The sequence below is a fragment of the Shewanella sp. SW24 genome, assembly GCF_025653395.1.
Taxonomy (GTDB): Bacteria; Pseudomonadota; Gammaproteobacteria; order Enterobacterales; family Shewanellaceae; genus Shewanella; species Shewanella oncorhynchi.
The window spans coordinates 512,263-535,549 of the sequence record NZ_JAKKSH010000002.1; the positions used below are offsets into that span (position 1 = coordinate 512,263).

Below are 23,287 nucleotides of genomic sequence, written 5' to 3' on the forward strand. Positions count from 1 at the left end.
AATGGCGCCTTTACCTTAGTCAATGCACTTCGAGCATCAATTTTCTAAATAAGTATCTCGAATGGCAATTGCTTCTGGCAGGATTTGCTTGAACTCCTCCACCAGCTTAGGATCGAAATGTTTTCCCGCTTGATTTTCAAATAACTCCATAGTTGCTTCAATCGTCCAAGCCTGCTTGTAAGGCCGTTGCGAAGTCAGCGCACCGAACACATCCGCAATCGCGGTGATACGCCCTTCAAGGGGGATTTCTTCGCCTACCAAGCCATTAGGGTAACCTGAACCATCCCACTTCTCATGGTGAGTTAAGGCGATACGACGGGCCATTTGCAATAACGGATCGCTATGTTCACCAATAATTTCTGCACCTATGGCGGCGTGCTGCTGCATAATTTCCCATTCCTGCGCATCAAGTTTCCCAGGCTTTTTCAGCACAGCATCGGGCGTACCGATTTTACCAATATCGTGCATAGGCGCCGCGTTAAAAATCAAGTCACAAAAGGTTGTCGGTAAGCCGAGCTTTATCGCTAATATGCGGGCGTAATGGCTCATACGCACAACATGTAGACCCGTCTCGTTGTCCTTGTATTCAGCGGCACGGCCAAGACGACGGATAATCTCGAAACGGGTTTCTTCTAATTCGTGAGTACGAACTTTAACTTGTTGTTCGAGTAGACGTTTTTGATCATAAAGCGCAAGATGTGTTTTAACCCGCGCTTTAACGACAGGCGCGCTGACAGGCTTAGTAATGTAATCCACCGCACCCAATGCAAAACCTTGGGCTTCATCAGCAATTTCAGATAAGGCGGTCACGAAGATCACCGGAATATGGCTGGTCAGCGGCTCTTGCTTTAGCACCTTGCAGACTTCATAGCCATTCATACCTGGCATCATGACATCGAGCAGAATCAAGTCAGGCCGCGATTTTGTCACTAACGCTAACGCCCTCGGGCCATCGATCGCCACTTTGACTTTGTAATCATCACCTAAAATACCAATCAAAATATCGATATTCTCAGGTGTATCATCGACGACTAATATTGTTGCTTTTTCCATTAACAACTCCACTCAATGTCACGCATTATAAATTCGCGCTACCGCTTTCTATCCTAACTGTGTAATCACATCGTCAATTAAGTCGATTGCCTCATCAAACTGATACTGGTTAATCATAGATAAAGCGGGGCTTAATGTTTGCCACATCGCACTACTCACCTTCGGCTTTAAGGCATCAATTTTTACCACTGCGCTGGCATCGGCATCATCTAGATTCTGCCGCAAGGCCTGTAATGCCGCCCTTAAATCTTCAGCAGATAATAAATCAACGGCTTGAGGTTCGGCTTGATTTACCGCTGCTGGTTTGTCGTGTTCAATCGCATCGCAGATAGAGGCCACTAGCGGTTGAATTTGAACCAATTCATCTTCATAAGGCGCTTTCTCTGTTAAATGCAACTCAAGCAAACGCGCTAATTCCACCAATTTTGCCGAACTTAAATTACCCGCTAAGCCTTTAAGGGTGTGGGCGATACGCACCGCATCTTCGACTTGATTCGCCGCGATGGCTTTGCGAACCTGCTCCACGACATTACGTTGACTGCTCACAAAACGATCAAAGATTCGTTGATAAAGACGCGTCGAATGCTGCACCAGTTGCAAACCTCTATCGATATCCAGCTCAGGGTGTTCTGGCCATTTGAGCAATACCGTTTGATCAGCGCCATTGCTGACTTCACCCTGTGCGCTGGACGAAGTTAACCGAGTTGAGGCTTCCGCCCTTATCGCAGCAGAAATTCCAGAAGAAGATCCGAGGTATTTCAATAGGGTTTGATAGAGCACATTCACTTCTATGGGCTTGGCAATATGGTCATTCATCCCAGCCCGAAGACACATATCTCTATCACCAGCCATCGCATTCGCAGTCATAGCGACGACAGGTAAATTTGCCAACTCAGGCCTTTTCCTTATCGCTTTAGTGGCTTGATAACCATCCATCACCGGCATTTGACAGTCCATTAACACTAGATCGAAATGCTGTTGGGATAGCTTATCTAAGGCAATTTGTCCATTGGTCGCTATGGATAAAATAATCCCCACTTGCTCTAAAAACTCGCTGGCGACTTCGAGATTCATCTCGTTATCTTCCACTAATAAGATACGCTTCCCTTGAAGTGGTAATAATAACTGCGGCGCCAGGTCTTCGGTACGGCGTCTGACTGGCAATATGCCTTCACGGCCAATCGCATTCATTATGCCATCGAGCATGCGTGAGGCGCTGATGGGTTTACTGATGTACCCCGCCAGTGCTAATTGCTCAATTTGAGTGATAAATTCATGATTCGCATGGGCGGATACCATCAAGATCTTAGGCTGAGACTTAGCCTGTAGTTGGATCTGACGGGCGGTTTCTAACCCGTCCATATTGGGCATTTTCCAATCGATTAATGCCACTTCATAGGTCTGCAGTAAACAGCGGCTTATTGCTTCTTCACCTGAACGAACCGTATCGACTCTAAAGCCCATACTTTCGAGCGTTGTACGCATTATGTCCCTAGCGGTCGCGTTATCATCTACCACCAGCACAGACATGCCCTCAAGCTCTTGCTCAAGCACTAATTTTTGGCCCTCGGAAATTTGTAACTTCACAGTGAAATAGAAGGTGCTGCCATGACCAAATTGACTTTCGACACCAATATTGCCCCCCATGAGTTCAACGAGTTGCTTGCAAATAGCCAAGCCTAAGCCTGTACCACCGTATTTACGGGTGGTTGAAGTATCCGCTTGGGTAAAGGATTTAAATAATTTTGCTTGCTGCTGCTCAGTTAAGCCTATGCCGCTATCACGCACACTAAAACGCAGCACGACATCATCATCTTGCTGTTCAACAAGATTTAACGACAGTAATACTTCACCCCGCTCGGTGAATTTAATGGCGTTATTCATCAAGTTAATCAACACTTGACCTAAGCGTAGCGAATCACCATATAAATAACGCGGCACGTTAGGGGCGACTGCAAATAACAATTCAATCTGCTTATGTGCGGCTTTCTCAGAGAACATATCGCTGAGATCTTCCAGCATAGTATCGAGCTGAAATGGCACAGATTCGATGTCGAGCTTACCCGCTTCAATCTTAGAGAAATCCAGAATGTCATTGATAATAGACAGTAAAGACTGCGATGCCCTCTCAATCTTCTCCACATAGTTTTTCTGTTTTTTATCTAATTCGGTCTGTAAGCACAGCTGGGACATGCCAATAATGGCATTCATTGGGGTGCGTATTTCGTGGGACATATTCGCTAAGAAGTCACCCTTTGCTTTACTGGCGGCATCGGCTTGCTCTTTGGCAAGTAACAGTTCATCGGAGAGCAATTTAAGCTCTGTCATATCGACCATGCTGATCACAGCCGATTCAAATTGTCCTTGGGCATCTAACAATGCCGACACATTGACCGTCATCCATAAAGGCGCACCGGAAGGACGAATAAAACTCCTCTCGCCACGATAATGGTCAATTTTGCCACCGACCAATTCCTTAAATTGCGCCTTGGCAATATGCTTATCTTGCGCGCTAAGGACCTCAAAAATTGCGGTATTGCGTAAACTCTCCCGTGACCGCGCCATATCGGCACAGAATTGGTCATTACAATCTAAGATAACGCCTTTAACATCCACATTGACGATACCAATGGTCGCACCATCGAACAGTGCCTTAAAGTGCGCTTCACTGAGGGCTAACTCTTGTTCTATGCTCTTGCGTTGGGTGATGTCCATTACATACCCATTCCAAGTAATAGCGCCATCTTCTTCAACATGGCCGCTCGCACCCGCCTCCATCCAACGTATGCTGCCATTGGGATGGCGATAACGAAACTCGCGGATCCATTGAAACCTATCTTCACTCTTACCCGAAAGTGCCCGCACGACATCCGGCCTTTCGTCATCAAAAATCCGCTCAGCGATGGTGTCAAAATTACTAATAAGATCATCACGATGTAGCCCCAGCATTTTCATTGCCGCACCAGAGAGAAAGGTAAATCTGCGATCAGTAGGCGAGTGCCATAACAATTGGTACACGGTACAAGGAATAGACTCTGTAATATTGGTCAATTGCAGGCGCGAAGCCTCCAACTGCCCTATAGCAAGCTTACTCTCTGTGATGTCATCAATACTGCCGTCGAACCAAAGTGGAACGCCCTCTTCGGTATAACTTGCCTTACCTTTCTCATGCACCCAGCGCACACTGCCATCGCGATGGCGGATACGATATTCCACTTCAAAGGTTTCTTGCTGCGCGAGTGCTCTATCAATATGCAAATGACATGTAGGCCGATCCTCTTCTAAAATCAGCGAAGCAAAAGTACGTTGGCGATTTTCAATAAACTGACTCGCTGCATAACCCGTAATCTCAGCAATATTGTCACTGATATATTCCATGAACCATACATCCCCGATACGAGTCCGATAAACGGCGCCGGGAATATTAGTCACTAAGCCACGAAAACGCTGTTCGCTATCACGGATCTTCTGCTCAACGGCCAGTTTTTGTGTCATATCACGTATTGAAGCCGCCACTTGCCTTTGTCCATCAAAGGCAGGGGGAAGAATACTCAGCGCTATTTCCGCAATAAATTCATTACCATCGGCTTTTAACGCCCGTACATGACGGGCATTTGCCATGCCTCTATCGCTGCCTTCGCGCAGGAATGTTTGCCGCTCAAGTACATGCCCGTTTCCTAACTCTTGCGGCAATAACGCCTCAACCTGCAAACCCAACATAGCGCCCGTTTCGTATCCAAAGAGCTGCTGACAGCGACTGTTAGTAAAGACGATTTTCCCCAATTCGTCGACAATGAGCATGGCCTCTGGAGCTGCTTCTAGTACGGCATTTGACCAGACTGCCGCTGAAAACTGCTCAGTAACATCGGTAAATAACATCTCCACCGACATTAACTCACCCGTATCTGATAATAACGGCTGCATAAATACATCGAGCCTTCTTAAATGCCCTTTTTCATCCAGCATTTCCACTTGGTGCGAAGGCACATTTTGGCCCTTTAAGGCCAAATCGGTATATTCCCAGTTTTTCTCATTAAGGGGATTAGCCGAGAAGAGCCTTTGATATTTGCGCTTGAGCAAATCAGGTGAGATCCCCAACACCTTAGTTACCCCCTCACTGACTTGGGCGAGTTGACCATTAGGTTCGAGGGAACAATAGAAAGATTTATCACTCATACCATCAATTAGGCGCGCAAAGCGATTACCGCGAGAATCAAGAATGGCTTGTTCACGTTCTGCGAGTAATTCCGCCATTTGATTGAAGGTAGTACTCAGCGTCACTATTTCACTCACGGCACCTTTAGGTACAATGAGCTGCTGAGCTTTACCCTGTCCAAAGGACAAGATACCCGACTCGAGTAGCTCTAACGGCCGAGTTAATCGTTTCGCCGCCAGATAACAAGTCAGCAATAATAAGAGGGTTAATAAACTTAAATTGAGGATAATAGATGCCAGATCATCAAGTAGGGAGTTGAATAAATCTTGTTCTGGCGCGAATACAATCACACGCCACTTTAATTGAGGGACAGTCGCAATACTCGCAAGATAAACAACATCTTGGTTATCAACAAACCTTGCTTGACCATCAAGCCTTTTATCCTGTAGCGTCCAAAAATCGGCATTTTTATCTTTATTCTTATCGAGCCACTGGGCTGAAGTCGTTGCCAGCACTTTTTCTTTATCTATATGATAAATAAGCCGCCCTTGGTCGTCTAAAACCACCAGACGATTTGGTGCAATCCCCAATTGTTTTGGCAATTCATCTAAAGCTAAATCAACCGTGGCGACCCCAAAATAATTGCCTACCTCACCAAAAGGAGCCGAATAGGTCAACATCAGAATATTCCCAGCCCCCTCATCAAAATATGCCTTTGACCAATAACCGTTCGCTTGATTGATAGCCTTACTCCACCAATCCCAAGTGCCATCGGTATAGTCGTAGCCTTCAGCACCAATATCGAGGTAGTGTAAATCGTTACCACCACTTGTATCGCGGTAAACATAGGGGGAAAAGAGCTTTCGATTGGGGAAGGTATTAGGTTTAAATGCGACTGCGGAGCCAAAAAAATCAGGGTTACGTTTGACTCGATTCATCAAGACACTTTTAACACTCTCAGTGTCATTCATGTCTTCTTTACTTGACAAAAAACCAATAAAATCAGCAAGACCTTGGGTGTTGGCCTGCGCATGCTCGAGCAGAAACTGCAGACGAGAAGCCGAATGACTCGCCTCTTGTGTCAGGCTATGGTAAAGCCGATTCTCTGTGGAGATATAACTAAACCAAGCGTTTACACCATAGACACTCGCCATAATTAAAATGAGAGGCAAGGCTATGTGGGATAAAATCCTACTGCGAAAAGTACGAAGTTTACTTTTTTCCATGGCGTCGCCCTAAAGCCCTCGATTTTATAAACACTGCATTTAAAAATAGCACTTATAAAGTAAACGAAGAATTTAGTGGCGACAATGTTAAAGTTAAAATAATGTGAAGTAATTTATTGTTTTAAAAACACTAATAAGCCGTCTCTAAGGTTTGATTAGGTAAGATACGAGCAAAATAGCTTTGGGTTTCGGCGATAATGATATGCCTCAAGCCCACAATGGCAATCAAGTTTGGAATCGCCATCAAACCATTAACCGTATCGGCCAACAACCAAATCACATCCAGTTTGATAAAAGCACCACCCGCAATCAGCACCAAAAACACCACTTGATACATGCGTAATCCGCGCTCACCGACTAAATAATACCAACAGCGTTCACCATAATAATGCCAGCCCAAAATCGTGGTAAACGCAAAACACACTAGCGCAATCGTCACCAAATACTGACCCACAAGCGCTGAGCCTCCCAGAGCAAAAGCAGCACTCGTCATCGCAGCACCTGCCGTCTCACCACTCCATACTCCTGTGATGATCAGCACTAAGCCCGTCATAGTACAAATAATGATGGTATCGAAGAAGGTGCCCGTCATGCTGACCAAACCTTGCTCAACGGGTTCATTGGTCTTCGCGGCAGCGGCGGCAATCGGCGCACTACCAAGGCCAGATTCGTTCGAGAACACACCGCGGGCAATACCGATTTGAATAGCCTGTGCGACTGTTGCCCCTAAAAATCCTCCCGCAGCTGAGAGTGGCGTAAAGGCAGATTCAATCACTAAAGCTAAGGCGGGTAAAATCTGCTCGGAGAAACCGACTAAGATCCACACGCAGGCCAGCACATAACCAATCGACATCGCAGGCACAAGTTTTTGCGCCACATTTGAAATGCGCTTTACGCCACCCAAAGTGACTGCGGCAACTAACACAGTCAACACAGTTGCAGTCAACCAAGTCGGCACCTCAAAGGCAATCGTCAGTGCATCGCTGATGGCGTTAACCTGTGCAAAAGTACCGATACCGAAAAAGGCCACACCAACCCCAAAGAGAGCGAACAATTTCGCCATCCAAGGCAGACCAAGGCCGCGCTCGATATAATACATAGGGCCACCCGCAATCTGCCCACGAGCATCGGTGGTACGGTACTTTACCGCCAACATACATTCAGCATATTTAGTCGCCATGCCGAAAAATGCCGCCAGCCACATCCAAAATAACGCCCCAGGGCCACCCATTTTTATTGCCGTCGCCACGCCAACAATATTACCGGTACCGATAGTGGCGGACAGCGCCGTACAAAGCGCGGCAAAGGAAGATAAATCCCCATGACCTTTGGCAGGTTTAAACAACAATCCCATCGCCATCGGCAGACGAAATACTTGGATAAGCTTGAGGCGCACAGTAAGGTAAACCCCTGTACCCACCAGCAAACAAAGGGTAATTGGGCCCCAGACGATGCCATTAATACTGGCAAGTAAAGCTTGAAAACTCATGATATTCCTCGAATATTAAACAACAAAATTAATAAACGGAGGAGGAAAAGAAATGGCTGTGACGCGCCGCAGTCGGACGCTATTGCAAACTATTTTGACCTAATCTCGGCCGAGAATCGCCTAAGCTGAACGCTAAAAGCGTAGCAAGCGAGAGCTCTACACGAGTGCTTTCAATAAGAGCAAAAGTGCTCCATCTCAAGCAAAGAGTAAAAATAGCCCACGACGACAAACGACAGGGACTGTGCAGTCATCCTCTCCTCTGTCCTTTTGCCTGAGCGTTTCGCGTCGCAGGTTATACAATAACACCACGACACTTTCGCCTTCGGCGCCACCTGATTGCACAATGAGTGCAACTGGTAGTCTCTCCAGAGGCTCGTCCAGTAACAGTCCACGCCTATCGGCACCTGAAAGAGTGCTTTGTTTTTATAAGAAGACTCGCTTCTGTAAAACCAAAGTTGCCTCGTCGGTGTGGGGTCAATTCCCCACTCTCCTGCTACCTTCATCCGAACGGATTGCTAGATTGAGATTTACTCCCAAGCTAACAGGACGCACAGAATGCAACAAATGCGGCGTCAGCTCAAGCCGTTTGCTCACAGTTCGCGGAGGATTTAATCCAGTTGACTATTTTTACACCAAATGACGATTTATGTTTTGTTACTCCGTAGATGATCCTATTACAAGAAAAATCAGTATCTATCTGAATAGAAAATGCTTTACCTTGAACATAGAATGGCAATGCTAAATTGCGGCCACTAAGTAAGTTGCCGCCGCAGTTTGAAACACGGCTTACCACACCCGCCGCCAATGGATATAAAGGAGTTGCTCAATGGCCGACGTCGCTAAGCTTAACCAAGTCACCAAAGGCTTTCGCGATGGTGAGCAATATCATCAAGTGCTGCAAGCGGTCAATCTACAGATCCACAGAGGTGAAACCGTCGCACTCACAGGCCCCAGCGGCAGCGGTAAAAGCACCTTACTCAACCTGATCGCCGGCTTTGAAACGCCAGACTCGGGTGAAATCTTGCTAGAACAAGCGTCCACCTCAACTTGGCAAGACAAAGATTGGAGCCGTTTCAGACGTAATTCCTTAGGTGTCGTGTTTCAGCAATTTAACTTACTCACGCCACTCAACGTGAAAGACAATATCGCCTTCTCCTTAAGTTTAACCGCGCAGCCATGGTCGCCTTGGTGTGACTATCTGGTTGAAAAACTTGGGCTGATGCCACTACTTCATCGGCAAGTTGAAGCCCTGTCAGGCGGTCAACAACAGCGTGTCGCCATCGCCCGCGCCTTAGCCCATAAACCGACCTTGCTACTGGCCGACGAACCTACGGGTAACTTAGATGATGTGTCAGGCAAACAAGTGATGGCACTACTGTGTGAACTGGCACGGGAAAGCCAAACTAGTATCTTGATGGTCACCCACAGCGAAGAATGCGCCGCCTTCATGCAAAAACGTTGGCATTTATCCCAAGGTGCAGTCGCTATCTATGAACAATAAACTGCTCACTAAGGCGACTCCCTCGGGGCTTAGGCTGACGTGGCTCAGCCTAAAGGTTTTTATCGCCCATTATCGCCATGCGCCCATACAAGCAGGTGCCATTCTGCTCGGTATCGCCTTAGCTGTGACTCTGCTCATTGGAGTCAAGGCAACCAACGACAATGCCGTGCGCAGCTATAGCGAGGCGACTGAGCTTTTGAGCCAACGCGCCGATGTGCTACTCACGCCGCCCCTTGGACAAAACACTTTAGATGAATCTGTCTATTTCGCCTTGAGACGAGCCGGATTAAGTCAGAGTCTCGCCGTCGTAAGTGGCAAAATCTCCAGTAAAAACGGTCAGTTCTGGCAACTGGAAGGCAGCGATTTGATCGCTGCATTAACACTACAAAAATCGAGAAGTAACGCCTCGACCGACACACAATCAGCCACCTCGCCACAGATGAATGACTTACCGCTTGCCGATCTCCTCAGCGGCGCAGCCACAGTAATAATGAGCCGCAGCCTAGCTGCCAAAGTGGCGCCCGACGGTAAACTTGTTTTAGAAAATAGCACCTTAGATGTCATTGCAATTGATGACAGTTTTGGTCTAGGAAGCGCCATCTTGGCCGATATGTCCCTCGCACAGCGATTACTAAACATGCAAGGCAGATTGAGCTATATCGCCATGTTCAGTGAGCGAGAAAACCTACCTAAACTAAAATCCCAACTCGACGCTTTAGGGATTACGCCGCAAAAGGCCAGCTTTAGCCAGCAAGATCAAGGCCAAGCGCTGATAGCGCTGACCCGCAGTTTTCACCTTAATCTTAATGCCATGAGCATGTTAGCCTTCGTTGTCGGCCTCTTTATCGCCTATAACGGTGTGCGCTACAGCCTAATGAAGCGGCAAAAATTGTTAGTACAGTTATTACAACAGGGAATTGAGCGCCGCGCCTTGATGACGGCACTGATGTTCGAATTAATTTTGTTAGTTGTCATAGGCTCAAGTCTGGGCTTTATCAGTGGTTTGCAACTCAGCCACTGGCTGCAACCTATGGTCGCCATGACCTTAGAGCAAATGTATGGCGCCCACTTGCTCCCCGGTATTTGGCAATGGACTTGGCTTTTTGAGGCAATTGTCCTCACCTTAATTGCCGCGCTCGCCGCTTGCTTGCCCTTGTATTTAGATCTTACGCGCCAAGCGCTTGCACAAGGGGCGAATCGTTATCAGCAAATGCAGGCACACCGCAAAACCCATAGCATTCAATTTGCCTTAGCCTGTGGCTTACTGACCTTAGCGGCGTTGCTGTTTCCCTTCAGTCAAAGCTATAACATCAGCCTAGTGTTGCTCGGTATCGTCGCTATCGCTATTCCCTTATTGTTGCCGCAATTATTGCATTGGGGCGTCAGTGCGTTAATGCCCTTGGCACGTCCTGGATTATGGCAATATCTGCTCGCCGAAACCCGTGAGCTTATTGCACCGCTTTCCTTGGCTATGATGGCAATCTTACTGGCGCTCAGTGCCAATATATCGATGAACACCCTCGTTGGAAGCTTCGAGCAAACCCTGCGAACTTGGCTAGAAACTCGCCTGCATGCCGATCTCTATATCCGCCCACCGAGCCAACGCATCGACACGATTCAAACCCAATTGATGCACGATCCTAGAGTCAGCGGTCTTTATCAGCAGTGGCAAATTGAAGCCATGCTTTCACTGCCAATTTCGACGGATAATCCGAGCGAGCAGACGATTCCGGTGAGCCTACTCAGCCGCGATGAATTTTCGACTCGGCACACCAGTGCGCTTAAAGAAAGCCTGCCCACATTGTGGCAATCCTACTTTAATGTACCCGTTGTATTGGTGAGCGAACCTCTTGCCATCAAATACCAATTACAGCTTGGTGATACTGTGTCATTGGATGTGCTCGAGAAAACAGGTAACAGCAAAGCCATTATTGGCGGTATTTATTATGACCACGGCAATACCCGAAACGAGGTCATTATCAGCCAGCCACTTTGGCAACGGGCCCAGTTACCTGTACTGCCGGTGAGTTTAGCCGCAAGTTTTCACGGTAAAGATCAAGGCAGTAGGATAAGTGAAACAGAACTCGATCAACTACAAGTCCAACTGGCGACTGAGTTAGGTTTATCCCAAGCGCAAATCTACAGCCAAACTAAGATTAAAACCCAAGCTATCGCCATGTTTAAGCGGACTTTTTCGATTACCTTAGTGCTGAATAGTTTAACCTTGATTGTTGCCGCGATTGGCCTCTTTAGTGCCTGCTTAATGTTGACTCAGGCAAGGCAAGCGCCACTGGCACGGCTGTATTCCCTCGGCGTCAGTCGTAATGCACTGCGCGGCATGGTGTTTATGCAGATGCTGATTGTGGTGCTGATCACTTGCCTGCTCGCTATGCCAACGGGCGCGCTATTAGGTTACCTGCTTATTAATAAGATCACCTTGCAAGCCTTTGGCTGGACGATAAAAATGATTTGGGATTGGCAAGCCTATGGCCATGCAATACTGATTGCCTTAACCACCTGCACCTTAGCCGTACTCTTACCGCTGTATTGGCAAACCCGTAAACCACTGGTCGCCAGTCTGCAACAGGAGACACTGTGATGAAAACACTCAATCTAAACAGTATTGCATGGGCAGTGGTTGGGTTAATGCTTATCGGCGGATGCGATAAAACGCCATCAACGCAAAACACTCAGTCCAAATCAATGGCCAATGTGGTAGGCACAACCTCTGCTAATCAAGATGATTTGGCCTTTACCCCTGTTGTTCCCGGCTATAGATTTGAATTTCCGCGGGATCACTTGGCACATAACAGTTTTCGCCAAGAATGGTGGTATCTAACCGCGAATTTAACGACAGAAACAGGTGAGCAACTCGGCGCCCAGTGGACGCAGTTTAGAGTCGCCCTGACCCCCCCTGCTCCGCAAGGAACAGATGTGATAGCTAAAAATGAATCCACGTGGGAGACTCAGCAGCTTTACTTGGCCCACAGCGCATTAACCTCGAGTCAAACTCATCTGGCTCACGAAAAGTGGTCGCGCCGTCATAGCGAGTTTGCCGAGGTAAAATTAGATCCTTATCAAATCCGCCTCGATAACTGGCACTGGCAGAGCGAAACCAATGCACTCTTTCCCGCGACCTTAACGGTGGAGAATCCTGATTTTAGCTATCGACTTCAGCTTAATAGCCAAGCGCCACTGCAATACCAAGGCGTTAACGGCTATAGCCTTAAAAGCCGCGACGGCCAAGTGGCCTCTTACTATTACAGCCAGCCCTTTATTGAAATTTCAGGTGAAATCAACCGCTATGGCAAAGTGGAACGAGTCACAGGCCAAGGTTGGCTCGACAGGGAATGGAGCTCGCAATTTCTCACTAAAACGCAACAGGGCTGGGATTGGTTCGCGCTCAGGTTAAATGATGGCTCGACGCTGATGTTGTTTCAGCTACGGGATCAGTCTTCAGCAGAGTCCGCAAAGAATGCACCTATCTCAGCATTTTATAGCGCCAGAAGAATGTTTGCCGATGGCACAGGTCGCAACATCAATTCCACTGACAATCCCAATGACATTCAGATGACGCCTCTTAAATGGCAACACACAGTCAATGGCGACTATCCCGTTAGCTGGCAAGTAAAAATCCCCAGCGAAAATATCGATCTCACTATCATCCCGCTCAATCCCAATAGCGCTATGCCATTATCAACGCCCTATTGGGAAGGCCCAGTGCAACTCTCTGGCAGCCATACAGGTACGGGTTATATGGAGCTAACGGGCTATTAACGTTTTATGTATACTAAACAATGTGAATATAACTAATTGTTCCTAAATATGTTCTATCGCAGGATTTCGCAAGCATGCACGTCAGCTATTGCTCTTACCCAGAAATTTTATAAACACCTGTAACTGGTAAAAAGTATAGGATTCCTATCTACACACTTGTGCTTCCGTTAATGTTCACAGGTTCCAGATATACACAATAGTATTCTCCATAAATGTACTCCTCACTATGTCCTAGTGAGGACAGTGCTAACCGCTTAAATATCAAACTGGGAGTTAGATCACTCGCAAAACTTTGATCCGGATCGACTATCGCTTTCAATACCTCTTGTGAGGTATACCCACATTTTTTATCAGGTCTAGACTCGCCAGTATCAGCACTCGGTTACCCTCCTTTTTAATCTTAAGTAACCGAGTTTACGCTACTACAGGTCATCCAATATGAGTCAGGAATACCACGTCACCAGCCTTGTGGTGCATGCCACGCCTAAAACCTTACAGCAGGTTGAAGCCAATATCCGCGCATTAGTGGGTACTGATATTCATGCAATTACACCCGAAGGAAAATTGGTCGTTACCCTAGAAGGGAGTAGCCAAAGAGCGATTCTTGACAATATTGAAGCCATCAATGCCCTGTCCGGCGTGTTATCTGCCAGCTTGATTTACCACCAAGTAGAACCCTTAGTACAAGAGAGTGAGGAAATATTATGAGCATAAGCCGCCGCGAGTTTCTCAAGGCCAACGCAGCGGTTGCCGCTGCGACGGCCGTTGGCGTCACACTTCCCATTAAGATGGTCGAAGCCGCCGAACAAGCTGACAGTATCAAGTGGGATAAAGCTCCCTGCCGTTTCTGCGGTGTGGGGTGTAGCGTATTAGTGGGCACCCAAGCGGGCAAAGTGGTCGCCACTAAGGGCGATCCCGAAAGTCCTGTCAACCGTGGCCTTAACTGTATTAAAGGTTATTTCCTATCAAAAATCATGTACGGCAAGGACAGATTAACCACGCCATTGCTGCGGATGAAAGACGGCAAATACCATAAAGAAGGTGAGTTCACTCCAGTCAGCTGGGATGTGGCCTTCGATACTATGGCGGCGAAATGGAAACACAGTCTCGCCACCAAAGGTCCGACGTCAGTGGGTATGTTTGGCTCCGGACAATGGACTATTTGGGAAGGTTATGCCGCCTCTAAACTTCATAAAGCAGGTTTCCTTACCAACAACATAGATCCTAATGCGCGCCACTGCATGGCCTCAGCCGTGGGCGGCTTTATGCGCACCTTCGGTATCGATGAGCCCATGGGTTGTTATGACGATTTAGAAGCCGCCGATCAGTTTATACTCTGGGGCGCAAACATGGCTGAGATGCACCCAATTCTGTGGGCAAGAATATCCGATAGACGTTTAAGCAGTCCAACGTGCCGAGTACATGTGCTGTCGACCTTTGAAAATCGCAGCTTCGATTTGGCCGATAACCCTATGGTGTTCCGCCCACAGTCGGACTTAGTGATCCTCAACTATATCGCCAATTACATTATTGAAAATAAAGCAGTTAATACCGACTTTGTTACCAAACACACTAAGTTTGCCTTAGGCGTTGACGATATAGGCTATGGCCTGCGTCCAGAACATCCATTAGAGAAAAAAGCTAAAAATCCAGGCAATGGTAAATCCACGCCCATTAGCTTTGACGAGTATGCCAAGTTTGTCAGCACTTATACGCTGGAATATGCCGCCAAGATGAGTGGCGTCGAACCAGAGAAGCTGGAGATTTTAGCCAAAGCCTATGCCAACCCTAACGTTAAAGTCATGAGTCTGTGGACCATGGGCATTAACCAACACGTTCGCGGCGTGTGGGCGAACAACATGCTTTACAACATCCATTTGCTCACGGGCAAAATTGCCACACCGGGTAACAGTCCTTTTTCATTAACAGGTCAACCTTCGGCTTGCGGGACTGCCCGTGAAGTCGGTACTTTCGCCCACCGTTTACCCGCCGATATGGAAGTCACTAACGACAAGCACCGCGCCATTACCGAAAAGCTATGGCAAGTGCCAGAAGGGACAATTCCCGCCAAACCTGGCTACCATGCCGTACTCCAGAGCCGTATGCTCAAAGATGGCAAGCTCAACTGTTACTGGACCATGTGTACCAATAATATGCAGGCAGGCCCTAACATCAACGATGAGATTTACCCTGGCTTTCGTAACCCAGAAAACTTTATCGTGGTTTCAGATCCCTATCCAACTATCACAGCCATGGCGGCAGATTTAATTTTGCCAACGGCAATGTGGGTCGAGAAAGAAGGAGCTTACGGCAACGCCGAGCGCCGTACTCATATGTGGCATCAACAAGTAAAAGCCCCAGAAGGCGCAACCTCAGATCTGTGGCAACTAGTCGAATTTTCGAAACGATTCAAAGTCTCCGAAGTCTGGCCAGCCGAACTGATAGCCAAACAACCGGAATACGCGGATAAAACCTTATATGAAGTGCTATTTGCCAATGGCGTGATCGACAAGTTCCCAATTTCCGATTGCAAAGCCGAATTAAACGATGAGAGCGAACACTTCGGTTTCTACCTGCAAAAAGGTATTTTCGAAGAATATGCAGCTTTCGGTCGTGGCCATGGCCATGATTTAGCCGACTTTGACCGTTACCACGAAACCCGCGGCCTACGCTGGCCAGTCGTTAATGGCAAAGAAACGCTGCGCCGTTTCGTTGAGGGGAGCGATCCTTATGTCAAAGCGGGTGAAGGCTTTAAATTCTATGGCAAGCCAGATGGCAAAGCGGTGATTTTCGCCCTGCCCTATGAACCCGCCGCCGAAGAGCCGAATGAAGAATACGATTTGTGGATGTCGACTGGCCGCGTGCTGGAACATTGGCACACAGGCTCGATGACAGCCCGCGTACCAGAGCTTTACCGTGCCTACCCCGACGCGCAGATTTTTATGCATCCAGAAGATGCGAAAGCTCGCGGCGTACAACGTGGTGACGAAGTCATAGTGGCCTCACCGCGCGGTGAAGTGAAAACCCGAGTTGAAACCAAAGGCCGTAACAAACCGCCACGCGGCGTAGTATTTATGCCTTTCTTCGATGCGCGCCAGTTAGTCAACAAACTGATATTGGATGCGACCGATCCCCTGTCAAAAGAAACTGACTTTAAAAAATGCCCAGTGAAAGTCTTCAAGGCGGAGAATAACCAATGAGAAAAATACTCACCTTAACTGCGTTACTCGTCGCCATTACCGGCTGTTCAGGTCAGCAAACCGACACCAACGTAGCACCAGTTAATATTCAATCCCTCGCAGGAAACATGGCGATCACCGACATCCGCCCAGCCGATGCCATGGCGATTTATCCTAGTCGCGGCACCGCCATTGAGCGCAGTTTTAGCGAGCAACCACCGCTCATCCCACATAAGGACGATTACAAGATCACCTTAGATAAAAATGGCTGTTTAAGCTGCCATAGTTGGGACAAGGCAAAACGCATGAAAGCCACGCCAGTAGCTAAGTCCCACGTGATTGATGATAAAGGCACAGTTAACGGACATAACTATGCCTGTACTCAATGCCATGTCGCTCAGGCCGAAAACAAGCAACCACTCGTCGAGAATCAATTCTCCGTCCAGTAAACCACACTCCCCTGCAGAGTAAAGCCACCCGAATTGATTAGGGTGGCTTTTTTGCTATTTAAGCATCCAATCCTAATGAGTTAGCTTAGAGCCAGTAATGAGTATTCAAGTAAATATAAGACTAAACGTCTATCGCTGGTTCAGCGTCCGTTGCTGAACAGTACTTTCACCAAGGAAGGGATTGAGCAGAAGTTAAAAAGGCAAAGTGAGAATCGAGGGAAATAAAAATAAGAGCAGAATCTAAAACACAGAAAAGTAAAAACCCAGCCTAGGCTGGGTTTACTTGTTGTTTTGCTTTATGCAAATCACCCGCTGGAGCCGTTTTAGTTACTTGCGCCGCTTTAGCGTTTTGCACATCTTTTGCCACAGGCATAGCCGCCTGCCACAAAGCACCTACCCACAGACTTGAACTTGATTTCATCGGTATTCCCCTGTTTTGTTAACAAGGTCAAAGTAATACTTAGGCTATCATTAGTAAAATGAATAAATTCCATAATATGGATTCCATTTGAGCATGAACATCCCAATCAAGACCTTACAGTGTTTTCTGACCTTAGTGGAAACTGAAAACTTTACCCGCGCCGCGCAGAAATGTTTTATCACCCAGCCGACACTAAGCAAAATAATCCAGAGACTTGAAGAAAGCCTTGGTGAAACCTTGCTGATCCGGAATAACCAAAAGGTTGAGTTAACTCAAGCTGGTCAGCTCTTTGAGCACAGTGCACGGGAAATCCTCGGCCAATGGCATAGGCTGCAGGAGGACATGAGTAACCTTAGCGGTCTTAAATCGGGGCGGTTGCGACTGGGTGTATGTCCTATGATGAGCAGTCTTATTATTGGTTTGCTCACTAGCTATCGTAAGCGTTATCCGGGAGTTGAACTACACATGTATGAGTACGGTGGATTCGGCTGCGAACAAGCATTGCTCAATAACAGTCTCGATATCGCCTTTACCGCGCTCCCCACGACCCATGAGACAGAACTCGTCAACCAACCCCTAACTAAGTACCCTTTACTCGCATGCCTGCCTGAAGGACATCCCTTAGCCGAGAAAGACCACTTAAAATGGCAGGACTTCCAGCCCTATCCTTTTATCCTCTATAACGAAGACTTCTCCCTCGCTAAACTGATTAATCGCCTCAGTCGCAAAGCAGGTGTTCAACTCAATATTGCCTTTCGCAGCGGCCAGTGGGATTTCCTCGCCGCCATGGTCGAAGCCGATATGGGCGTCGCTATTTTACCTGAGCCTATCTGCAATCGATTAAGCACCAGCAAACTGGTCTTTAAACCTATGCAGCCCGCAATGACATGGGATCTGGCGCTTATTTGGCGCCAAAGTTTACCTTTAACACCGGCAGCCAAGGCCTTGCTCGAATTGAGTAAACAAAAAACTGAACGCTGAGAAGATAAAGCAAGAACTAATACCAATCACATTATTTTAAACAACGGGATACGAAACTTCGTCAGCCGTAGCGGGTGATTACAGTTGGATCTCTCCCATAAAAAAACCGCTGCGAGCCTAGGGGCCGACAGCGGTTTTTATTAGCTAAGGTAAGTTAAGAATTACTTCTTAGCTTCAGCAGCCTTACGTTCTTTAACTTGAGCAACAACTTTCTCAGCTACGCTAGCTGGACATTGGCTGTAGTGTGAGAACTCCATAGAGAACTGACCACGACCAGAAGTCATTGTACGTAAAGTACCGATATAACCGAACATTTCTGATAACGGTACGTCAGCTTTAACGCGAACACCTGTTACACCAGCAACTTGGTCTTTGATCATGCCGCGACGACGGTTTAAGTCACCGATCACGTCACCCACGTTGTCATCTGGGCTGAACACGTCAACTTTCATGATTGGCTCAAGAAGTTGTGGTTTAGCTTTAGCGATAGACTGACGGAAAGCGCCTTTAGCAGCGATTTCGAACGCGATTGCTGATGAGTCAACTGCGTGGAATGCACCGTCAGTTAATTCGAACTCAACGTCTAACACTGGGAAGCCAGCGATAGTACCTGTGTTCATCATGCTCGCGAAACCTTTCTCAACTGCTGGCCAGAATTCCTTCGGAACGCTACCACCAACAACTGAAGATTTGAACACGAAACCAGTGTTTGGCTCACCTGGGCGGATGATATATTCGATCTTACCGAATTGACCAGAACCACCTGATTGTTTCTTGTGAGTGTATTGATCTTCAACCATTTGAGTAATGGTTTCACGGTAAGCAACTTGTGGCTCACCTACGATCAATTCAACACCATAAGTACGCTTCAGAATGTCTACTTTGATATCTAAGTGAAGTTCGCCCATACCTTTAAGGATGGTTTCACCTGAATCTTCGTCAGTTTCTACGCGGAATGATGGATCTTCAGCGATCATCTTACCGATAGCGATACCCATTTTCTCAGAACCGCCTTTATCTTTTGGCGCTACTGCGATAGAGATAACTGGCTCTGGGAACACCATAGCTTCTAAGGTAACTGGGTGTTTCACGTCACATAAAGTGTGACCAGTTTGAACGTTCTTCATACCCACGATAGCGATAATGTCGCCAGCTTGAGCTGATTCAATTTCAATACGGTCATCAGCGTACATTTCGCACATACGGCCGATACGTTCAGTTTTGCCAGTCGCGCTGTTCAGGATGGTATCACCCTTCTTCAGACGGCCAGAGTAGATACGTACGAAAGTCAGGGCACCGAAACGGTCATCCATGATTTTGAACGCTAACGCTTTTAATGGCTCATCAGCAGAAACGATAGCGAATTCGCCAGTTTCGTTGCCTTCTTCGTCAGTCAATGGTTGTGGATCAACTTCGTCTGGTGCTGGTAAATAATCAACAACAGCATCAAGAACCAGTTGCATACCTTTGTTCTTGAACGCAGAACCACAGTATGTTGGGAAGAATGCCAGTTTGCGAGTACCAGTACGAATACAACGCTTGATGTCTTCGATAGATGGCTCTTCGCCTTCCATGTACGCTTCCATCACTGCATCGTCTTGTTCAACTGCAGTTTCGATCAGCATTTCACGGTATTCTTCAACCATGTCAACCATATCAGCAGGAACGTCTAATACTTCAAAGTTTTCTGGAATACCAGAATCATCCCACACGTATGCTTTACGAGTTAATAGGTCAACAACACCAGTGAATTCGTCTTCAACACCGATTGGCAGAACCATAACCAGTGGAGTAGCAGCTAATACGTCTTTAGTTTGCTTAACAACGCGTAAGAAGTCAGCACCCATACGGTCTAACTTGTTTACGAAGATTATACGCGCAACTTCAGATTCGTTCGCATAGCGCCAGTTAGTTTCTGATTGAGGCTCAACACCGCCTGAACCACAGAATACACCGATACCGCCATCAAGCACTTTCAGAGAACGATAAACTTCAACGGTGAAGTCAACGTGTCCTGGGGTGTCGATAACGTTGAAACGGTGATCTTTCCAGAAGCAACTTACAGCAGCGGACTGAATAGTAATACCGCGCTCAGCTTCCTGTACCATGAAGTCAGTGGTAGATTCACCATCGTGAACTTCACCGATTTTATGGATTTTACCGGTTAGCTTAAGGATACGCTCGGTGGTCGTGGTTTTACCCGCGTCAACGTGAGCGAAGATACCAATGTTTCTGTATTTGGATAATTCGGTCATGATTCAACTTTAATGAGTAGTTTAAGAAGTAGACGGAGTATGCGACAAACACCGACACACCGCACATCAGATTATTTTAGGCGCATATTGTAAATTGGAACCCTGCTCGGCGCAAATGGCTAGAGTACTTTTTCACGATAAAGTCGCGTAATAATTTAGGTAAATAGCCATAAACACGAACTAAAACAGATAAGTAAAACACTTTAGCTTATTTTTCACTCAATCAATAAAAAACCTTAAATAAACCTCATTTTAATGGGATAAAGCGATTTTCAAGGGATTTCTATCATATCGTCAGTACAAACATCAAACATTAACCTGCAAGCATGGATGCTAGAACAATCATGTTATACCTATCTCCAAAATAGAGATGACATCCGCGACTCACTTCAATCGCAGTCTTTTACCCAAATAACCACAAATCAGTCTTGAGTAAACCCTTACGTGTCGATGCACATTTGATTACGCCCTTGTGCTTTAGCACGATAAAGGGCTCGATCTGCCCGCTCAAAACACAATTGTATAGGTTCGTTTTCTGCGAGCTTAGCGACACCAAAACTACAAGTTAAGTGAACATTGTCAGTAAATTGATAATTGTTAATCCTCTGCGCAATCCGCACACACAAGCTTTCAACTAATGGCAATGATGACTGTTGGCAGAGGATAACAAATTCTTCGCCACCCCAACGTGCGACCACATCAGAATCACGCACACAGTGCTGTAATACCTGAGACACTTGCTCAAGAATGCGATCGCCGACGTTATGCCCTAGCGTGTCATTAATCTCTTTAAAGTAGTCGATATCAATCATTACAAGGCACATGCCTGCCCCAGCAGATTTATCATGCTGCTCGTTATTAATAAAAAAGCGATTAAAGTAATGTCGGTTATACAATTTAGTTAAGGGGTCGTGGGTAGATAAAAATTCGAGTTCGGCATTTGACGCTTCAAGCTGTTCGCGTAAAGTTTCCAACTGCTTATTCTTATCGGTTAATCTTCGATTATATTGACTCATAAAGTAAGTTCTCGCCCCCAACATTAGGAGCAACAGACACGTCGCGCAGATAATTTGATACACAAGCGAATAGTTAGTCTCATCTATCACAGTCACATTATTCCACTTCTGATAAATCGTGATCCGCTCTTGCTCACTCACAGTGTTTAAGGCTTTATTTATCACAGGTAACAAGGACTCTTGACCATAAGCGACCCCCATCCGTAACTCATCTTCCGGCCCGCCCCAACCCGCAATTTTTAAATGATCAAATCCCATTTGTTGAATGTAAGCATTAACCGAAAACATTGACCCAACAAACAGATCTGCACGTTTATCCAGAACCGACTGCAATCCCGCAGGTTCACTGGCAACAGTAAGCATTTCTATCTGAGGATAATAATGCTGAATATACTCGGCTAAACGATAACCTTTTGGCACGGCTAAAATACGCGTATTGATATTCTCCAATCCTTGCAGAAAAGGCTGTTCTTTAAGTGAAACGAGCACATTTGGTGAGCGGAAATAGACATCACTGAAGTGCAGATAAGTTTCGCGTATTAGCGTTTTATTCAACATAGGGGTTAAATCGCACTGACCACTTTGCAACAAAGATAAAGTTTCGGTCCAAGAAGATGTCGGCACTAGCTGAAACTTAAGGGAAGAATGTGACTCAACATGACGAATATAGTCCGATGAAATCCCCAGATGCTTACCTTCTCGTATTCCTTCATAGGGCAACCAATCAGGATCAACGCAATAACGGACTATCACAGCAGACTTGACGCTAACATCTTGATCCGCAAGTTTAGCACTAGACACCATGAAACGATCAGCATTCACCAGTAATGGCATACACAGCAATAGCGACAATAACCTCAATAAGCCACGCAATTCCATTGAAATTTCAACCTAAAAGCTGATGCTAGATGGGGAATGTAAAAAAGTGTATACGTGAAAACCACACAATACCAATTCCCATCATTGCTTATACGAAACGCTCGTTTGTCCATTGTGTCTTAACGCCTTCGTACATCAGCAAAACTTATCTTCATAAGGTGATCAGTTGATGGGAAAGAACGTTGCTAACATTCACTCAGTCTGAGTTTGGTATCACATTTTAAAAAGCCAATATTTATCGCTTGTTTCATCAGGGCTATCCTAAATAACCACCCTTACTCGCCATCCAAAGCCATCATAGCGCCTTTTGCATATACAGTGGCACCTCGCCTTAATTTATGTGGCTACGTTCTTTAGCCGCTATACCGCGATCATGATGGACTGTGCGGGGGCATCAAACAAAGATGGCAGAAGATTTTATCATCTGAGATAAAACTGCCGCCTTATTCTCCGGAACTGAATCTGATAGAACAGTTGTAGCGGATATTAATAGAATTGATATAAAGCCAAATGGTGCAAATTATTCGTGTCGTGGAAGGTAAAAAAGGGATTATCGAGAGAAAAATAGGAGGGAAACTGACGAATTAAATAGACACTAGGCTGTATTTAACAAATTACAGACGCAAAAAAGCCAGCTTATTCAGCTGGCTTTTTTGCATCTCAATGAGATAATTAGGCGCTTGGCGATGACCTACTCTCACATGGGGAGACCCCACACTACCATCGGCGCGTTTGCGTTTCACTTCTGAGTTCGGGATGGGATCAGGTGGTTCCACAAGGCTATTGTCACCAAGCAAATTCTGTTTATTACCGTGTCCATCTCTGGCTCACGTTAATAATAATTCGGAAAGCTGATTTTCTGTTGAGTCTTTAACTTTATCAAGTGTCGATATTCTGTCTAAGGC

General features: G+C 46.5%; 13 protein-coding genes, 1 rRNA gene and 1 riboswitch. Of the genes, 7 read left to right on the plus strand and 7 right to left on the minus strand.

Going from position 1 to position 23,287, the window contains the following annotated elements:
* Positions 1-36 precede the first annotated feature (36 nt).
* From L5M17_RS04000 to L5M17_RS04010, 3 genes are all read right to left on the minus strand, one after another.
* Positions 37-1,053, minus strand: coding sequence for a two-component system response regulator (locus L5M17_RS04000; RefSeq protein WP_263145366.1), 1,017 nt, complete (start codon positions 1,051-1,053; stop codon positions 37-39).
* Between the two features lie 48 nt (positions 1,054-1,101).
* The gene (locus L5M17_RS04005) at positions 1,102-6,435 is read right to left on the minus strand and encodes a PAS domain S-box protein (protein ID WP_263145369.1); all 5,334 of its coding nucleotides are present in this window, start codon (positions 6,433-6,435) and stop codon (positions 1,102-1,104) included.
* 130 nt (positions 6,436-6,565) lie between these two features.
* Entirely contained in the window at positions 6,566-7,924 is a 1,359-nt protein-coding gene (locus tag L5M17_RS04010) for an alanine/glycine:cation symporter family protein (RefSeq protein WP_105251512.1), read from the minus strand.
* 249 nt (positions 7,925-8,173) lie between these two features.
* A riboswitch (glycine riboswitch) is annotated at positions 8,174-8,303 on the minus strand.
* Between the two features lie 447 nt (positions 8,304-8,750).
* Between L5M17_RS04010 and L5M17_RS04015 the strand changes: the two genes are divergently transcribed.
* The 6 genes from L5M17_RS04015 (at position 8,751) to L5M17_RS04040 (ending at position 16,830) form a co-directional block, all read left to right on the plus strand.
* Entirely contained in the window at positions 8,751-9,425 is a 675-nt protein-coding gene (locus L5M17_RS04015) for an ABC transporter ATP-binding protein (RefSeq protein WP_173246740.1), read from the plus strand.
* Entirely contained in the window at positions 9,415-12,024 is a 2,610-nt protein-coding gene (locus L5M17_RS04020) for an ABC transporter permease (RefSeq protein WP_263145371.1), read from the plus strand. The genes L5M17_RS04015 and L5M17_RS04020 overlap by 11 nt, the downstream gene beginning before the upstream one ends.
* Entirely contained in the window at positions 12,024-13,202 is a 1,179-nt protein-coding gene (locus tag L5M17_RS04025; RefSeq protein ID WP_263145374.1) for a lipocalin-like domain-containing protein, read from the plus strand. Before L5M17_RS04020 ends, L5M17_RS04025 begins: the two co-directional genes overlap by 1 nt.
* Positions 13,203-13,640: 438 nt before the next feature.
* Positions 13,641-13,910, plus strand: a complete 270-nt coding sequence (locus L5M17_RS04030) for a chaperone NapD (RefSeq protein ID WP_071940060.1) — start codon at positions 13,641-13,643, stop codon at positions 13,908-13,910.
* Entirely contained in the window at positions 13,907-16,402 is a 2,496-nt protein-coding gene (gene napA / locus L5M17_RS04035; RefSeq protein ID WP_263145377.1) for a nitrate reductase catalytic subunit NapA, read from the plus strand. Before L5M17_RS04030 ends, napA begins: the two co-directional genes overlap by 4 nt.
* Positions 16,399-16,830, plus strand: a complete 432-nt coding sequence (locus L5M17_RS04040) for a nitrate reductase cytochrome c-type subunit (RefSeq protein WP_028761791.1) — start codon at positions 16,399-16,401, stop codon at positions 16,828-16,830. The genes napA and L5M17_RS04040 overlap by 4 nt, the downstream gene beginning before the upstream one ends.
* Before the next feature lie 268 nt (positions 16,831-17,098).
* On the opposite strand, the gene L5M17_RS04045 is transcribed toward L5M17_RS04040, so the two are convergent.
* Entirely contained in the window at positions 17,099-17,251 is a 153-nt protein-coding gene (locus tag L5M17_RS04045) for a hypothetical protein (protein ID WP_081729124.1), read from the minus strand.
* A gap of 93 nt (positions 17,252-17,344) precedes the next feature.
* Between L5M17_RS04045 and L5M17_RS04050 the strand changes: the two genes are divergently transcribed.
* A complete protein-coding gene (locus L5M17_RS04050) occupies positions 17,345-18,232 on the plus strand; it encodes a LysR family transcriptional regulator (protein ID WP_105251505.1) in 888 nt (295 codons plus the stop codon).
* A gap of 161 nt (positions 18,233-18,393) precedes the next feature.
* On the opposite strand, the gene fusA is transcribed toward L5M17_RS04050, so the two are convergent.
* The 3 genes from fusA to rrf form a co-directional block, all read right to left on the minus strand.
* Positions 18,394-20,487, minus strand: coding sequence for an elongation factor G (fusA, locus tag L5M17_RS04055; protein ID WP_105251504.1), 2,094 nt, complete (start codon positions 20,485-20,487; stop codon positions 18,394-18,396).
* A gap of 440 nt (positions 20,488-20,927) precedes the next feature.
* Positions 20,928-22,382 (minus strand): diguanylate cyclase, encoded by a 1,455-nt coding sequence (locus L5M17_RS04060; protein ID WP_263145382.1) that lies wholly within the window; start codon positions 22,380-22,382, stop codon positions 20,928-20,930.
* A gap of 678 nt (positions 22,383-23,060) precedes the next feature.
* Positions 23,061-23,176 (minus strand): 5S ribosomal RNA (rrf, locus tag L5M17_RS04065).
* Positions 23,177-23,287 lie beyond the last annotated feature (111 nt).

Coding starts and splice junctions, on each gene's coding strand:
- L5M17_RS04025 (WP_263145374.1), top strand. CDS start 12,024: ATGAAAACACTCAATCTAAACAGTATTGCATGGGCAGTGGTTGGGTTA.
- L5M17_RS04005 (WP_263145369.1), bottom strand. CDS start 6,435: ATGGAAAAAAGTAAACTTCGTACTTTTCGCAGTAGGATTTTATCCCAC.
- L5M17_RS04050 (WP_105251505.1), top strand. CDS start 17,345: ATGAACATCCCAATCAAGACCTTACAGTGTTTTCTGACCTTAGTGGAA.
- L5M17_RS04015 (WP_173246740.1), top strand. CDS start 8,751: ATGGCCGACGTCGCTAAGCTTAACCAAGTCACCAAAGGCTTTCGCGAT.
- fusA (WP_105251504.1), bottom strand. CDS start 20,487: ATGACCGAATTATCCAAATACAGAAACATTGGTATCTTCGCTCACGTT.
- L5M17_RS04030 (WP_071940060.1), top strand. CDS start 13,641: ATGAGTCAGGAATACCACGTCACCAGCCTTGTGGTGCATGCCACGCCT.
- L5M17_RS04000 (WP_263145366.1), bottom strand. CDS start 1,053: ATGGAAAAAGCAACAATATTAGTCGTCGATGATACACCTGAGAATATC.
- L5M17_RS04060 (WP_263145382.1), bottom strand. CDS start 22,382: ATGGAATTGCGTGGCTTATTGAGGTTATTGTCGCTATTGCTGTGTATG.
- L5M17_RS04020 (WP_263145371.1), top strand. CDS start 9,415: ATGAACAATAAACTGCTCACTAAGGCGACTCCCTCGGGGCTTAGGCTG.
- L5M17_RS04010 (WP_105251512.1), bottom strand. CDS start 7,924: ATGAGTTTTCAAGCTTTACTTGCCAGTATTAATGGCATCGTCTGGGGC.
- L5M17_RS04045 (WP_081729124.1), bottom strand. CDS start 17,251: ATGAAATCAAGTTCAAGTCTGTGGGTAGGTGCTTTGTGGCAGGCGGCT.
- napA (WP_263145377.1), top strand. CDS start 13,907: ATGAGCATAAGCCGCCGCGAGTTTCTCAAGGCCAACGCAGCGGTTGCC.
- L5M17_RS04040 (WP_028761791.1), top strand. CDS start 16,399: ATGAGAAAAATACTCACCTTAACTGCGTTACTCGTCGCCATTACCGGC.